Here is a 16,336-nt window from a genome sequence, read left to right as displayed (position 1 = left end):
CAGTGGAGACTCAAATGACTGACAAAGTGCTTTCGCAAGCAAGCTCGCTCCCACAGGGGGATTTGTCGCCCTCTTGCCTCACTGACCACCACCGCGGCAATAAGTGCTGCACCCGGGCTTCGCCGAAGCGGTCGTCGATCAACATCACCACACCACGATCCTGCTGGGTACGGATGACCCGGCCCGCGGCCTGAACGACTTTCTGCAATCCCGGATACAGATAGGTGTAGTCATAACCGTCGCCGAAAATAGCGGTCATGCGCTGCTTGATCTGCTCGTTGACCGGGTTGAATTGCGCCAGGCCCAAGGTGGCGATGAATGCTCCGATCAGACGCGAGCCCGGCAGGTCGATGCCCTCACCGAACGCCCCGCCCAGCACCGCGAACCCGATGCCCTGGCTATGCGCCTCGAAGCGCTCGATAAAGGCTTGCCGGGGCACTTCCCCCATGCCTCGCGATTGAGCCCAAGTGGCAATGTCCGGGTGTCGCTCGGCAAACAGCCCGGCCACCTGCTGCAAGTAATCGAAACTGCTGAAGAACGCCAGGTAGTTACCCGGCCGTTCGCGGAACTGACGGGCCATCAAGGCGACGATCGGTTCCAGGGAGGCCTGGCGATGGGCAAAACGGGTGGAAATCCGACTGATCACGTGGACGTCCAGCTGTTCGGCCTGGAACGGCGACTCGACATCGATCCATACCGTGTCCGCCGGGGTGCCCAGCAGATCGGCGTAATAGTGCCGGGGGCTCAGGGTCGCAGAGAACAGCACACTGCTACGAGACGCGGTGAACCTTGGCCGCAGGAAGCCGGCCGGTACTACGTTGCGCAGGCACAGGGTGGACCGGCTGCGCGTGCTTTGCGGCTCGCGCTTGTGAATGTCGAACAGGAAATGCTCATCGAACGACTCCGCTACCCGACCAAACTGCAACGCATCGAAGTAGAACGCCTGCAATCCGCTGTCCAGGCCCTGGGGATGGTCATTGAGGTAGTCGCCGATAGCGCCAGTGCATTGCGCCAACGCCTGGAGGAGTTTGTCCGGCGCCTGGTCATAAGCCTGGTATGCCGCCACTTGCGGCCCATGCAAGGCGTTCCATTGCCGATTGACCCGCTGCAGGGCTTTCTTCAAGGGCTCAGGAGCGGTTTTGCGCACGGCGGCCAGGGTCGACTGGTCGAGTGTCGCGCTGTACATCTGACGTCCCCGCTCCACCAGGTTATGGGCTTCGTCCACCAGGGTCGCGACGGTCCAGCCATTGACCTGGACCAGGCCGAAGAGCAAGGCGCTGAAATCGAAATAGTAATTGTAGTCGGCCACCACCACATCGGCCCAGCGCGCCATCTCCTGACTAAGGTAGTACGGGCATATCTCGTGGGCCAGTGCGACCCCCCGCAACGCAGCCTGGTCGAGCAGCTTGATCCGGCTGGCGGCCTGACGGGCAGCCGGCAACCGGTCATAGAACCCACGGGCCAGTGGGCAAGACTCGCCGTGGCAAGCTTTATCCGGATGCTCGCAGGCCTTGTCCCGAGCGATCATTTCCAACACCCGTAGCGGCATTGAAGGTGCGCTGTGGATCATCACGCGGGCCGCATCCAGGGCCAGCTTGCGGCCGGGGGTCTTTGCGGTGAGGAAAAACACCTTGTCCAGCTTCTGCGGTGCCAGGGCCTTGAGCATTGGAAACAAGGTTGCGATGGTCTTGCCGATGCCGGTGGGTGCCTGTGCCATCAAACATCGACCGGTGCTGACGGCCTTGAACACCGACTCGGCCAGGTGCCGCTGGCCCGGCCTGAAACCGGCATGCGGAAACGCCAGGGCCTGGGCGCCGTCATTACGCGCCTGTCGGTGGACAACCTCCTGCCCGGCCCAGGCCAGGAACAGCGTGCACTCTTCCTGGAAAAAAGTCTGGAGCAGTGGCGCCTCGAAGCTTTGCGTCAAGCGGGTTTCCTTTTCGCTGACGATGTCGAAATACACCAGCGCCACGTCGATGCGCGGCAATTGCAACCTGTCGCACATCAGCCAGCCATAGATTTTCGCCTGGGCCCAATGCAGCTGACGGTGATTGGCCGGTTGCCGCGCCAGATCGCCCCGGTAGGTCTTCACCTCTTCGAGGCAATTGCGCTGCGGGTCATAACCGTCGGCCCGGCCCCTGACCTTCACCCCTCGGTAAACCCCTTCCAGGCTGACTTCGACCTGATACCCCTCGCTGCGCCGTGACGCCACGGTGCGATGGCCGACGATGCCTTCCATGGCCGTGGGCGACGGGGTAAAACGCAGGTCCAGATCACCTGTCTTGGCGGTGAACTCACACAGCGCCCGCACGGCGATGCCATACACCGGTTCCTGGCTCATGCGCTCTGCTCCACCCACTGCACGTAGCACACGGCGACGGGCATGCAATGCTCATGGCAGAACTCCAGCCAGCGCAACTGATTGTCTTGCAGCCGATCGCCAGGGCCTTTGACTTCGATCATGCGGTAGGTCTTGTGCTGCGGCCAGAACTGGATCAGGTCCGGCATCCCGGCGCGGTTGGCCTTGATGTCCAGCAGCAGGCGGTTGAACCAGTGTTTGAGGTGTTCGGCCGGCAGGCAGTCGAGCGCCTGATTCAACAGCGCTTCGGACAAGGAACCCCAGAACACGAAAGGCGACTGGATACCCCACTTTTCCACGTAACGGCGAGCAATGGTGTCGCGATAGCGCCCGTCCTCCAGCTCGGCGAAACAGGCTGCGAACAGCTCGGCGCGGCGAGCGTGGAAATCTTCGTTGAGCAGGTCCACCGGGCCGCGCTGGAAGGGGTGGAAAAACGCACCCGGCAGCGGCGCGAAAATCGCCGGCCAGCACAGCAGCCCGAACAGCGAGTTGATCAGGCTGTTCTCGACGTAATGCACCGGAGCGGCTTCGTCGTGCAGATGGGCCTGGACGTGATACTCCACCGACAGGACCGGGTCGATGCGCTGCAGTTGCAAGTCCAGTCGCTCCACTTCCCGGGCCAGCATGCGCGGAACCGGCGGCCCACCCAACTTGCGCCGCAGGCGAGGAACGATCCTGAGCAAAGCCTGGGCCTCGGCCGCATCCTGGGGCGCCCGCACAGCCTCTTCGCTCAATGCCAGGGCCAGGTCGTACTCGCCGATGCGCTCCAGCACACGGATCATCCGCAAACGGGCGCCGGGGTAGGTGCAATCGCGATAGATGCTCAGGGCCAGGGCAAAATCGGCGATGCGCTCGCCGTACTGGCCGATCTGGAACAACAGTTTGCCCCGACGCCGCTCCAGCCACGGATTGTCCAGTTCCAGGGCATTGACCTGGGCAACGACGTCTTGCGGCGGCTCACCGGCCTCCAGGCGCTGCTGGCACTCGTACAGGAAGACGCAGGCATCGACGTCCCGCCGGTTGCGCAAGCCCCGGGACTCGGCGCTGAACGCCACGGTTTCGTAGGTAAAGATGCCCAGGTCCGCCAGTACGAATTCCGACCAGTCCTGGTAGAGGTTGCCAAAGAACATCAGCCTCAACCGGTCACAAATACCCATGATCGTCAGGCTATACAGCCGATCCCCAAGCTGCGGGCACCAGGCGTGGAAGGGCTGCGCTTGGTTGACCCGATCGCTCAAGGCCTCGAGCCATTGCGTCTTCTTCGCCTTCGGTCGCTCGATCAGATGCCCCAGGCACTGGACGATTTCAGGTTTGAGTAGCACGTCGAACAACTCGGCCAGGCTCAGGGGAACCTGTTCGGCGACCCAACCCAGTGCCAGCAGCGGTTTCACGGCGGTGGCAATGTCGCCGATTTCCGAGTAGCTCAACTTGCTGTGCCGAAAGCGCAGCCCCTTGCGCATCACCATCCGCACCAGCAGCCCCTGGGACGGACGAGGAACCGCCGCAAAATCGTCGATAAACCGCTGTTCTTCGGGGCTGAGCACATCAGCATAACGTTGCGTCAGCCAGGCGAGCACCTGCTGAAAGTTGTTCAGGTAGTAGAAGGGATCGTCGAGGGGGTTGATTGTCACGGGGGAAAAGCGCCACAGTACTGGTTATGCGTACAGATATCAGCTACGAAGCACGCAGGCAACTGCAAAGGATGAGCGGTCTCCTATATTTAAAAGGTGAAATCCTGCGGTCGGCGATGAACTTTCCTACAGCAAGCGAGACCAATGGCGGTTGATTACAGTAGTGGCGCGGTCGAATCAGTCAGGCCGCACCTTTTTCATCGAGAGGTTATGGATATGAACATCAGACTTCTGGGCCTGCCTTTGGCCGCTGCTGCGCTCCTGGCGCTGGCCGGTTGCTCCACGCCGACGGTGGTGACCCTGCAGAACGGCACCCAGTATTTGACCCAGGACACCCCCAACACCCGCACCTCCGATGGCTTCTACGAATTCGAAGACATTTCGGGCAAGAAAGTCCGGGTTCGCGCCGATGAAGTGGCGACGATCCGCAAGGAAGACTGATCCGCACCGCTACCAGGCCCTCAACCTCCAGAGGGCTGCCCCGGCGCAGTGGATACGTGATGGGGGAAATGACTTTATGGGCGGCGATCACTCACCGAAGCCATGACAACCCGGCTTCCTCCCGGTCATTGCCCCCTCTCACGCCTGCCTCGAATCAATCAGGCGAATACAAGGCCGTCGCCTGCTACCTGGGTCAATCCGACGCCCACCAGGGTCACGGAACTGTCGCCTACCTTGAGCAAGGTATCGTTGCCCACCTGTGACAAGTGCTGGCTGTAGTCGTAACCCGCACCGGCACCAGGGACGCCCAGGAACACCAGTGTGTCGCCGGCGTCATACCCGCTGATGCGGTCCTGGCCGAATGCGCCATTGAAGAGGAATGTGTCCTGGCCGCCACCGGACTGCATCACGTCGTTGCCCGAGCCGCCCACGAACGTATCGTTCCCTGCCCCGCCGACCAGCACATCGTGACCGTCCAGGCCGAACAGCCAGTCGCCTGTCGCCCGCGCCACCAGGGTATCGTTGGCCGCACCGCCCTTGACCGTTGACGCATAGGCCGTGACATGCCCCTCGCTGACCAGGCCACTGGCGGTGACGCTGTGGCTCACCTCGTCCTTGAGCAGCCCCCAGAACGCGCCGGACTCTTTGCTCACTAGCGTACCGATATCGCGGGTCATGCTGATCCCGCCATGGGCGTCACGCACGTACAGCGTTCCCGCCCCGTCATGGGCGAAACTGAAATCCTTCACCGACTGTTGCAACTGCAGGGTGTTACTGCCCTGCCCGCCCAGAATCACGTTGTAGCCGCCACCGTCGCGAAAGGTGTCGTTGCCTGCGCGTCCTTCCAGGTAATCGCTGCCCTGGCCGCCCTGGATCAGGTCATCCTTGTCGCTGCCGATGATAAAGGTGCTGCCCGTGTGGGGCTCGGCATTGCGATTGAGATCCTGCACCCATGTGTTGCTGCGTGCCGGGTCCGACAGGTTGGCGACCACGATGGTGGAGTCTTTGCCGGTGAGGTCATAGAACGCGGAATTCATTATCCGGCCCATGCCGTCGCCGTAGCCCGTGGGCAGGTGGGAAATCCAGGTGGGAATGTTGAGGATGGAAAATGGCAGGACATTCCATGCCGCCGAAGCGTAATGGTCATTGAAACTGACGATGTTATTGGTGGCCGAGTCCTGATGCGCGTCGTGCACGCCTACCGACGGCAGGCCGAATGTCGAGCCGTCCAGTGCCCGGAATACCGGGTCGTTCTCGTAACCGATGTTCAAGACTTTGTCGCTGGCGCTTTGGGTCGGCGAAGCGTAGGCGATGTAGTTGGCATCGCTGTAGAAGCCTGCCCACTTGTCGCTGCTCAAGTCCGCCAGGCTGTTGACCGCGAGCCCGCCCAGGCTGTGGCCGCTGACCAGCACGTCCGCGCCTGTCAGGCCATGGGCACGAGCGAAGGCCGCAACGTCGCCGAGCAGATTGCCGAAGGCTTCACCCACGTAGTTCCTGGCAAAATCCTTGGGACCCAGCGCGGCCATCAGGTCATGGATCACATCGCCAATGGAGTCGCTGATCAGGTTTTCCCGCGGACCACTGGTGCCACGAAAGGCAATGCCGATTTCCTTCAGGTGCCCATCGGCATCGTACTTGCCGAGGATTTCCACCTGGGCGGTGGTGTAGCCGGGCTTCTCACCGAAGAACGTTCCTCGACTGTCCACCTTGCCGGCATAACCCAGTTGTGCCGCGCTGATGGGCGTCCAGCCGGCCTTTTGCACGGCTTCCAGGGCCAGCTTCTCCGAGTCGGGATTCCACGGCACGCCGGGAATCACGCCTTGGGAGTCGGTGCCGCCCAGCAAGGCCGTCACCAGGGTCGCCGGCAGCCCGGTACCGAAACCGTTCTGCTGGTACCCGGCGGCAAAACCGTGATCGAGGTTGTGGTAGGAATACAGCATGATCGCCATCGCATCGCTGACCAGCGCCTTGGATTCCGTGGTGCCGAAGTGCTTGTAGTCGTAGATTCCCATGGTTGTTGCACTCTTTTTGTTGTTGGAATGAGTGGGGATGCCTTGCCCGACGCGCTCACGCAGCAGCGGCCGGGCAAGAATTCAGAAACGCCAGTCCAGCGTCAGGCCGACGCCATGGGTCTTGTCCCGGGAACCGAGCAGACCGTTGTAATCCAGGTTGACTTGCACATCCCTCGCCACTGCCAGCCCGGCACGGGCACCGATCACCGCCGCGTTGCGGTCCATGGACACGCTCTGTACCGCGAAGGTGTTGCCACCGGCGAACGCCAGATTCTGTTCGGAACGGATGTCGCTCAGGTTGTGCTGCCAGCCAAGGGTCCCGGACAGCTGCAACTGCTGAGTTTTCGATAACGCCAGGGTGTGATCGGCCCGCATGCCCAACGTCGACAGCACCGCGTCGCGACGATCATCCCCCGCGCGCAGCGCCGCGGAGTCGCCCTTTTCGTGAAAGCTGTCACTGTCCAGGTGCACATAGGCCAGGTTGGCAAAGGGCTCCAGCGCCACGGGCTCAAGGTCGAGGCGATAAGCCGCCTCGGTGAAGAGCTGAGCACTCCGGGCGTCGCGCTTGGTTTTCTCCCGGCCGTTCACATCGTTGAATTGCAGATCGCGCTGCACGTCGATGCGATGCCAGGCGTAGGCACCGCCGACCGTCAGGCGCAGGGCATCGATCTCGTGCCCCAGGTACGCTCCCAGGTGATAGCTGTCTGCCTTGGCCGACGAGTGGGTGCCATCCCCCATGCTCAGCGAACTGTCGCTGTACCCGGTGACGAAGCCCAATCGAGTCCGCTCGGCGATCAGACCGTCCACACCGGCCAGCAGCCCGCCAATGGAGTGGGTGGAACTGGCGTTTTCGTTGCCGCCATCGCTTTTACCCCAGGCCCCCAAGACTTTGACCCACGCATTGCTGGCGGCATCGGTCGCAGCAGCGGCGTCGTACAGCGCATCCTGGCGCAGCCGATCAACCACGGCATCGCGCAGGTAACGGCTGTCGTTGATCAACAACGTGCCGATGGCCGGGTGGATCTCGCCGGACAACTGCTGGAACGCCTGTTGTGCCGCCGCTGCGCTGGGAGACAGCAACAACGCTTCATACAAGGCGTTGCCAGCACCCAATTGTTCGGCGGCGCTCGCCACGGAGCGCTGGTTCGGCGTCAGGCCCAGGCTGCTGAAGGAGGTCGCGTTGCGCGCCACCGCCAACCGGATGCCGCTGGCGGAGTACGCCAGGTCGCCGCCCAGGAACGCATAGTCGGGCAACACTTGGCCGAAGCGCCCCTCAATGCCATCGGCCGCCTGCACGATGTCGAACTGTCTGCCCAACAGGCTTTTCACTTCGCTGGCGGTGAGCAACGTCGGACTGTTCTCCAGGGACAGGGATACCGTGGCCCCGTCGATAATGGCCTTGCCGCCGGCCACGATCAGATCGCTGGAAGTGGGAGAAACTTCGACTGCGTAGTTGGAACCGGACTGGAACGTTACATCCCCTGCCACCTGCAGGGTCCCGATGGAATTACCCGGCGCCACGCTGGCGCCGCGGTTGGCCGTCAGGCTGGCGATGCGACCGTTGCCACCGAGGACGCCGCCGTCGTTCACGGTCACGGCCGAAGCCAGCGAACCGGTGATCGCCAGCCGTCCCTCGTTGACCAGGGTGGGTCCGCTGTAGGTATTCTCACCGCTGAGCACCAGGGTGCCGATGCCCTCCTTGGTAAGGCCGCCATGTCCGGAAATGTCGTTACGCCAGACATCCAGGCCGCACTGGATCCCGCTGCACAGCCGCTGCGTGGGCTTGCCTGCGTCGATGACCGCGCCGATACCCGGCAGGTCCGCGACGAACTGACCGGAGCCATACGCGCCATCGACACGAAAGGCTTGCGGTATATCTTCTGCGGTGACCAGCATCGACGGCCCGTCGATGGCCCTGCCCAGATTGATCATCCCCCAGCCGTACAACGAATCGACACCCGGCGCGCCCATGTCCGTGGCCGTCGTGCGCAATACGCTGGCGACCTGGGCCCCGCTCATGTACGGAAAACGCTCCATCAACACCGCCACACTGCCGGCCACATGAGGCGCAGCCATGGACGTACCGCTCTTGTTGGCGTAACCAACAGTCAGGTCGTCGAGGCTGGTGCCGCCGATCACGGCGCTGTAGACCCGGGTGCCCGGTGCCGAGACGCAGAAGCTGGCGGTGTAGCCGCAGCGCGAAGAGAAGGTGCTGATGGTGTATGGATCAGGGCTGCTGGTGTCAGGGTTGATCTGCAGGGCCGCCACCGTCAGCCAGTTCGGCGCGATGTCCGGCACAAAATACGCAAGGCCTGCTATGGCATCGGGATTGTTGAGGTTGTAATCGTTGCCGGCGGCGAAGATGGTGACGATCCCGCTGCGGGCGGCGGCGATGGCCCCTTCGTAGGCTCCGCCGGCCCGAGTGCCCAGCAGCGGTTCGATCTGGTCGAACTGCACCTGCGCATCCTGCACCGTGAAGTGCGGGAACGCCGGGTCGCGACCGCCCTGGTCGAAGCGATCGGTGATGCCGATGCCCCAACTGTTGTTGATGATTCGTGCGCCGCTGGCGATCAACGCATCCCAACCGGCCTTGTACACCGCGCCATCGTTGCCCCGAATGATGCCGTCCTCGGGACCGGGGTCACCGTTGTCGGCGCTGATGATCTGCGCATCGAACGCCACCCCGTGCATTGACCCGCCGTCGCGACTGCCGGCGGCAATCCCGCCGACGTGGGTGCCATGGGAACCGAGCTTGCCATCGGAGCCCACGGTGGGGGAACCGTCATAGCGGAACGGGTCGCCTGCCTTCACTGGAATGTAGGGGTCGGTGTATTCGCGGATCCCGCTGGTGACCAGGGTCACGACCTTGTCGGTGCCGGAGAACTCCGGATGGGCCGCGTAGACTGGCTGATCGAAAATGCCCAACTTGACGCCCTTGCCGGTGTAGCCCGCCGCGTAGGCTTGCTGGGCATTGATCGCCCCCAGCCCCCACTCCGCGTCGAATTCGGCGCTGCGCCAACTGGCCGGATCGCCGGGCTTGCCGCTCTCGACGTAAGGCGCGGCCTGGGCCGTACCCAGGGTCGCCAGTGCGCAGAGTACGGCACGGTTGAGCATCGTGGGCAGGAAGCGGTGCCCCATCATCGAGGGGTGTTTCTTGTTATCGGTCTTCATCACGAACCATCCTTAGTTGCTGCACAAATCCTTGATTGCCCGGGCCGGCTATTGCCTCTGCGTCACGAAAGCCTCGTCCACCTTCGCCAGGTCCTGTTCCCCCAAGGTGCCGGCGTAGTAGTGCAATTTGGTCCAGGCCATGAGGTAGTCATAGCGGGCCTCGGCCAGGTCGCGGCGCGTGGTGTAGAGCTGTTGTTCGGCATTGAGCGCATCGAGGTTGACCCGTTCGCCGCCCAGGATGCTCTGCCGGGTGGAGACCACCAGCGCTTCGGCGGAGCTCAGGGCTTTCTGATAGGCCCGCAGCTTGTTCATCCCCGACACGCAAGCGCTGAACTGACGGCGCAGTTCGATGAGGGTTTCGCGGGTCTTGGCATCCAACTCGTATTCGGCCTGCTCCATGGTGCGGCTGGCCTGGCGGGTTGCAGCCGACACGCCGCCCCCAGCGTACAACGGCACGCTGACTTCCAGCCCGACGGTGTTGGTGTCGTAGCGCTGGTTATAGGTGTTACCGCTTTCCGACTCGTTCTGGCGCATCGTTGCGTAGGCGCTGACCTTGGGCAGGTGCCCGGCGCGGTTGCGCTCCACTTCGTAGCGGGCCACTTCCACGGCCTGGCGCTGGGAGGCCAGATTCGGGTTGTTGCCTACGGCCAGTCCGTGCCAACTGTCGAAATTGGCCGGCTGCAGCGTGAACGCCTGGAAGGTCGCGTTCAGTGGCGCCAGGTCGCCGATGTCCAGCGCCGGAACGCCGATCAGTGCGCCAAGCTCTCGCAAAGCGGCGTCCTGCTCGTCACGGGCTTCGATTTCTTCGGCAACCGCCAGCTCGTAACGCGACTCGGCCTCCAGAATGTCGGTACGCGTGCCTTCGCCCTGGCGAAACAGGTGCTCGTTTTGCCGGAACTGTTGTTCGAACGCGCGTTTCTTGGCCTGGGCGATATCGATCTGATCCTGAGCAAACAGCGCTTGGGTGTAATAGCTCAGCACCCGTACCAGAAGCTCCTGGCTCTTGCTGCGGAAATTTTCATCGGCAAACAACGCCTGCGCCACGCCCTTGCGATACGCCGCATAGGCTTCGTAGTCCAGCAGCGGCTGTTGCAACGTCAGACTTGAGCCGTAGCTGCTGTAATTGCGTTCGTCATGCTGGCTGGCGCCGTGGTCATTGAGGTACGTGACCTTGGATTTGTTACGGCCTTTGTTGTAGCTGTAGCCCAGGTGCGGCAGCAGACCCGCACGGCCGATGGCGCGGTTTTCCAGGCCCGCGTCGCGTTCCTTGATCGCCCCGAGATATACCGGATCGTTGCGCAGGGCCTGTTCATAGATCTCGAAGGGCCCCATGGCCCAAACGTTACTGCAGACGGAAACGGCCAGCACTGCCAACCAATGGAAAGACTTCATGCCACCGGACATCCTTATTCTTCGGTCAACGCAGAGCCGGCTCGGTCGAGCAGCGGTTTGAACAGGTAATTGAGCAACGAGCGCTCACCGGTGCGCACGAACATCTGCGCCGGCATGCCGGGCTTGATCACCAGGCCGTTGAGCTTTTCCAGCGCCTCGTCGCCCACGTTGCTGCGCAGCACGTAATACGGCTCACCGGTTTTCTCGTCGATCATCTGGTCGGCCGAGACCAGGCTGACTTCGCCTGAAACCCTGGGTGTACGGTTCTGGTTGAACGCCGTGAAGAGAATGTCCACCGGCAAGTGAGGACCGACCTTGTCAATCAGGTTGACCGGCAAATGCCCTTCCACTTCCAGCCGCGTGCCCTGGGGCACGATTTCCAGCAAGGTGTCGCCCTGGCGCACCACCGCTCCTTCAGTGTGCACGCCGAGATTGACGGCGATGCCGTCCGCGGTGGCGAGGATCTCGCTGTGCTGCAACTCGAACCCGGCGGATTTCAACTGCTGTTGCAGGGTTTCGCTTTTGAGCTGGGCGTCGGCCAACTGGCTGCGCACTTCCTTCTGGTACTCCTCGCCATGCTGCTGCAGCTTCAGGCGCGATTCGAGGATGCCCTGCTCGACCCGGCCGCTTTCGCCACTGTTCTGGGCCAGTTCCTGCTGAACCTGTGACAACTGCCGCTGGTATTCCAACAAGCGATTGCGCGGGATATAACCGTTGTCCGCGAGCGGTTGCAGGTTGCTCAATTGCGACCGTAACGAGTCGGCCTGGGCGCTCAAGTCGCTGCGGGCCCGGCGCATGCCCGCCAGTTGCGCCATGGCGCCATCGATGCTGGCTCGCAAGGCAGCCTGCTCACGGGCAAAGGCTTCGCGGCGGCTGCTGAACAGCTGGCGCTGGCCTTCGAGTACCAACGCCAGGCCAGGGTCGAGGTCGTCGTTCAGCTCTTTCGGAAAACTCAGCTGTGCCAGGTTGTCCCGCTCGCTTTGCCAGCGCGCCAGACTGGCTCGGGCCATGCGGTACTGGGCCTGCAGCGACTGCACATCGGCGGCGGCCTGGGTCTGGTCGAGCCGGAACAGCGCCTGGCCTTGGGTGACCGCCTCGCCTTCACGCACCAGGATCCGGCTGACCACGCCGCTGCTCATCGACTGCACGGCCTTGCGTTTGCCTGAGACGACGACGGTGCCCTGCACCGCGATACCCTGATCCAGCGGCGCCAGGCTGGCCCAGGCGAAGAAACTGCCCGCACCGACGAGCGCCAGTGCCCAGCCCATGCGCGTGAAAAAACGGGCATCGCGTTCGGGGCGTTCAAGCGGCTGCCCCACGGATGGAGAATATTCGGGGTTCATATCGCGATCCTTGCTTATACGCCGCCGGGCTGTCGGGTGGCGTGATACTGGCGACTCATGCTCAGTCCACTGGGCGCTGCCTGGGGTTTTTCCCGCGGGCCCTGGGGCTGTCCGGATAACTCCCGCAACACGTCCTGGCTCGGGCCGAACGCCTGAAGGCGGCCTTCGTTGAGCACCAACAACTTGTCGGCCTGGGCCAGCGCCGAAGAGCGATGGGTCACCAGAACGACGGTGGTGCCCTGACTCTTCATGAGCGCGATGGCGCTGGCCAGGGCGGCCTCGCCAACCGTATCGAGGTTGGAGTTGGGCTCGTCGAGCACCACCAGGTTCGGCCGGTCGTACATCGCCCGGGCCAGGGCCACTCTTTGCTTCTGGCCGCCCGACAAACCGCCACCGTCTTCGCCCAATGGCGTGTCGTAGCCTTGGGGCATGCGCAGGATCAGTTCATGCACACCGGCCTGCTGGGCGGCCGCGACGACCTTTTGCGGATCGGCCTGGCGAAAACGCGCGATATTCTCGGCGATGGTGCCGCTGAACAGCTCAATGTCCTGGGGCAGGTAACCGATGTACGGGCCGAGCTGGTCGCGGTTCCAGCGATGGACATCGGCCCCGTCCAGCCGCACCGTTCCCCCCAGCAGCGGCCATACCCCCACCAGCGCCCGGGCCAGGGTGGACTTGCCGGACCCCGAGGCACCCAGCACCCCGAGCACTTCCCCGGCGCCGAGGTTGAAGCTGACGTGATGCAGCGTCGCCTGGCGCTGTCCGGGAGGCCCTGCGCTGACCTGTTCGAAGCTCACTTGGCCCTTGGGCGGTGGCAAGGGCATCGTGTCGTCCTGTGGCGGGTAGGCGCGCAGCAGCGCATCGAGACGGCGATAAGCCAGCTTGGCACCGCTCCACTGCTTCCACACCGCGATCAACTGATCGATGGGGCTCAGCACCCGGCCCATCAGGATCGAGCCGGCGATCATCATGCCTGCCGTCATGTCGCCCTTGATCACCAGCACCGCACCCAACCCGAGCGCCAACGATTGCAGGCACAGGCGCAAGGTCTTGCTGAGGGCGCCGATCACCGCGCCGGTATCGCTGGCCTGGTTCTGCAAACCAAGGAAACGCGAGTGCACGGCAAACCAACGGTTGCGCAGCGCGTCGAGCATGCCCATGGCCTGGATGGACTCGGCATTGTGCAGGTGGCTGGTCGCCAGTTGGCTGGACCGTTGCGAGTAACCGCTGGCCTGCCCCAAGGGTTCTCGGGTCATGGCCTCGTTCAGGCATGCAAGACCGATGAGCAGCAACGTACCGACGGTGGCGAAGACGCCGAGCCAGACGTTGAACAGGTAGATCACCAACAGATAGATCGGGAACCACGGCGCATCGAAGAAGGCGAACAACGCCGGGCCGGTGACAAACTGACGCACATGGGTCAGGTCGCCCAGGGATTGGCCGGCGTTGCCTTCGCCCTGAAACAGATTGCGCTCGAACGCGGCCTTGTAGACCTGGAGGTTGAAGCGCCGCTCCAGTTGGCTGCCAATGCGGATGACGATGAAACTGCGGACCATCTCCAACAGGCCGATGAAAACGAAGAATCCCACCACCATTAGCGACAACATGGCCAACGTGGTTTCGTTTTGCGACGAGAGTCCGCGGTCATATACCTGGAGCATATAGATGGAAGGTGCCAGCATCAGGACGTTTATCAACGCGGTAAAACAACCGACACTCAACAGAATATTCTTATAATCGCCCAGCGCTTTAATCAGCGGCACCGTGGCAGCGTTCCTTGCCATGCTCATCGACTTTCCTTGCTGTTGGCCAGGCCAGTTAGTTGGCGACCTGCAACTTGCTCATCGTTCAACTTCAATCGGCGCACACCGAAACACGCACCTGTTAAACAAGTGAGTGCCTGTTGCAAATATTGAATAAGGGCTTAACGCGCGTTTTCCTGGATATCCCGCTCGAGCAGAAGTCTTGATCCGGATTCCAGCGTCATCTGATAGCGGTCCGTCTCATGTCGCCCCAGATGCGTCCGGGTATTTTGTTTGCCGATCAATGAAAGACCGTCGGGTTCGGGAAACCAGTGGACCGGCTCATCACCGAGCCAGCGGCCCAGGCAATCGGTTTGCCCGCCCAGGCTCTGGTCGGCCTTGAGCTCGATGACGCAGATGTTGGACGGCTTGTCCTGCAACGCCTGGGTGTTTGCATTTTCCTGCGGGCCTGCCAAAACGGCTCGCCAGACTCCTGCCAACTGTGAGGGTTCTGCTAACAACAGGCTACGCGCCATGGCGGCTTCTCCAAAAAAACACATCGATGTAGCGAGTAACCAGGCGATTGCCGGGGTGCTACGAGGCATGAACGCTTTAATCATTTTCCTTCATTCCAGCGCCATCTCCGGGCCCTGGCACCCGCCGTGATCTGACGAACACGACGGGTGCCGGAACTCAGGGTAGCGATATCAGGCCACGATGTCCGAGACCGCTGCCTGGCCGACAGTGCTCACCAGGAAATCAGCCACGCCATGGCCCGAGAAGTCCACCGACAGCACGCTGTTACCGCCAGACGTCGACAGCACCGCATCGCCCGCCGCACCGGTGAAAGCACTGACGAAATGCAGCCCCGCGCCTTTGGTGATCCCCGTCAGGTCGATCTTGTCCAGGCCGCTGACGAAATCGAGGATCTGGTCGGTGGCACCCGGACGCGAGTCGGAACTGGCCGCGAACACGAAGGTGTCCGAGCCCGAACCACCCCACAGTTTGTCTGCCCCGCCGGCGCCCCACAGGATGTCGTTACCCGCACCACCCTTGAGATCATTGGCCACTTCGTTGCCGATCAGCAGATCGCTGCCCGAGCCGCCAATGGCATTTTCAATGGTTGCACCCTGGGCGATGGAGACGTTGCCCACCATCCCGCCAACATCGGAAAACGAAGCGTCATTGAGGTTGATTTTCTGGTTCTGGGTGAAACCGGAGAAGTCCAGCGTATCCCGCCCGCCCGCGTCCCATACCGAGAACACCACTTTGTCTGAGGAGGAAGACGCGCTGAGGAAGTCGCGGCCGGCGTTGGAGTTGAAACCGTAGGTCGTATCACCGGTGCGGGTGCTGGTGTTGGCGCCGTAGAGTTTCTGGATGGCGGCGATGTCGTCCATCAGCGGCCCCGAGGCATAGGCCTCGACCCCGCCCTTGCTGAAGTTCTGGTCGGTATTGCTTTCGCTCCAGTAGCTCATGAGGCTGTAGCCGCGGGTATCTTCCGCGTACGTGGCGTCATTGTAGGTCGGGCTACCTTCGCCGGCGTTATAGTCGCCTGGGTGAGCCAGGCCAAGGGTATGGCCGATCTCGTGGGTCAGGGTCTGGCGACCGTAATTGTTCAGGTCCGGGTTCTTGTTCTGGGTGTAGCTGCTGTTGATCAGGTACCAGGACGTGCCGTCATACCCCGCGCCGGTCCCCGGCAGGTAAGCGAAGGCGGCCGCACCGTCCTGGCCGCTGCTGTAGTTGCCAAAGGTCATGTGGCCGTCACCGCCACTGGCCTTCTCGGTGAACGTGACATTGGCGACGTCCGCCCAGGATTGCATGGCCAGGACCGCTTGGGCTTTCTGTTGTGCGCTGAACTGGCTGAAGCCACTGATCCCATGTTTGTTCATGGTGCTGTTGGAGGCAGAGGTCAGGAAGGTATAGGTCAGTTCGATCTTGCCGCTGCCGTCCCGATCCTGATATGCCGCGCCGTCACGCAGCAATTGAGTGGCTGCCTCGTCCACCGAGTAAGAGGGCTTGCCATTGATGGTCAAGTCCCCGCCGCGGTCGTACTGATGGCTGAAATTGTTGATCTGGTTAAAGGCGTTGCTGGGAGCGGCCAGGGGTTGCGGTGCCCACAGCAGTTGATCGGCAGCATCAATAACACCGGTTTTGATTTTCGACATAAACACACTTCCTTGTTTGCAATGGAACAGTTTTTGTCAGACAGACAATCTCTGGCGAGATCGTCCAATCACTCGCCCAA

General features: G+C 62.3%; 10 protein-coding genes. 1 reads left to right on the top strand and 9 read right to left on the bottom strand.

Annotation, left to right across the window (positions count from 1 at the left end; translation table 11 throughout):
* Window positions 1-10: 10 nt before the first annotated feature.
* Together EGM97_RS05745 and EGM97_RS05740 are read right to left on the bottom strand one after the other, a co-directional pair.
* On the bottom strand, window positions 11-2,341 hold the full coding sequence (locus EGM97_RS05745; RefSeq protein ID WP_238962992.1) for an ATP-dependent DNA helicase: 2,331 nt from the start codon (window positions 2,339-2,341) through the stop codon (window positions 11-13).
* A complete protein-coding gene (locus tag EGM97_RS05740) occupies window positions 2,338-3,990 on the bottom strand; it encodes a VRR-NUC domain-containing protein (protein WP_238962991.1) in 1,653 nt (550 codons plus the stop codon). The genes EGM97_RS05745 and EGM97_RS05740 overlap by 4 nt, the downstream gene beginning before the upstream one ends.
* Before the next feature lie 216 nt (window positions 3,991-4,206).
* Between EGM97_RS05740 and EGM97_RS05735 the strand changes: the two genes are divergently transcribed.
* The gene (locus EGM97_RS05735; protein WP_238962990.1) at window positions 4,207-4,431 is read left to right on the top strand and encodes a YgdI/YgdR family lipoprotein; all 225 of its coding nucleotides are present in this window, start codon (window positions 4,207-4,209) and stop codon (window positions 4,429-4,431) included.
* Between the two features lie 158 nt (window positions 4,432-4,589).
* On the opposite strand, the gene EGM97_RS05730 is transcribed toward EGM97_RS05735, so the two are convergent.
* From EGM97_RS05730 to EGM97_RS05700, 7 genes are all read right to left on the bottom strand, one after another.
* Entirely contained in the window at window positions 4,590-6,443 is a 1,854-nt protein-coding gene (locus EGM97_RS05730; protein WP_238962989.1) for a polyurethane esterase, read from the bottom strand.
* Between the two features lie 81 nt (window positions 6,444-6,524).
* Window positions 6,525-9,584, bottom strand: a complete 3,060-nt coding sequence (locus EGM97_RS05725) for an autotransporter domain-containing protein (RefSeq protein WP_477788788.1) — start codon at window positions 9,582-9,584, stop codon at window positions 6,525-6,527.
* 78 nt (window positions 9,585-9,662) lie between these two features.
* On the bottom strand, window positions 9,663-11,006 hold the full coding sequence (locus tag EGM97_RS05720) for a TolC family outer membrane protein (RefSeq protein ID WP_238962988.1): 1,344 nt from the start codon (window positions 11,004-11,006) through the stop codon (window positions 9,663-9,665).
* 14 nt (window positions 11,007-11,020) lie between these two features.
* Window positions 11,021-12,349 (bottom strand): HlyD family type I secretion periplasmic adaptor subunit, encoded by a 1,329-nt coding sequence (locus EGM97_RS05715; protein WP_238962987.1) that lies wholly within the window; start codon window positions 12,347-12,349, stop codon window positions 11,021-11,023.
* Between the two features lie 14 nt (window positions 12,350-12,363).
* The gene (locus EGM97_RS05710) at window positions 12,364-14,139 is read right to left on the bottom strand and encodes a type I secretion system permease/ATPase (protein WP_238962986.1); all 1,776 of its coding nucleotides are present in this window, start codon (window positions 14,137-14,139) and stop codon (window positions 12,364-12,366) included.
* A gap of 134 nt (window positions 14,140-14,273) precedes the next feature.
* Complete coding sequence (locus tag EGM97_RS05705) at window positions 14,274-14,711, bottom strand: AprI/Inh family metalloprotease inhibitor (RefSeq protein ID WP_238962985.1); 438 nt, start codon at window positions 14,709-14,711, stop codon at window positions 14,274-14,276.
* An 87-nt stretch (window positions 14,712-14,798) separates the two neighbouring features.
* Complete coding sequence (locus EGM97_RS05700; protein WP_238962984.1) at window positions 14,799-16,256, bottom strand: serralysin family metalloprotease; 1,458 nt, start codon at window positions 16,254-16,256, stop codon at window positions 14,799-14,801.
* Between the last annotated feature and the right edge of the window lie 80 nt (window positions 16,257-16,336).

The sequence above is a fragment of the Pseudomonas sp. AF32 genome (assembly GCF_022342325.2).
GTDB classification, from domain to species: domain Bacteria; phylum Pseudomonadota; class Gammaproteobacteria; order Pseudomonadales; family Pseudomonadaceae; genus Aquipseudomonas; species Aquipseudomonas uvaldensis.
This window is presented reverse-complemented; position numbering and strand designations above follow the sequence as displayed.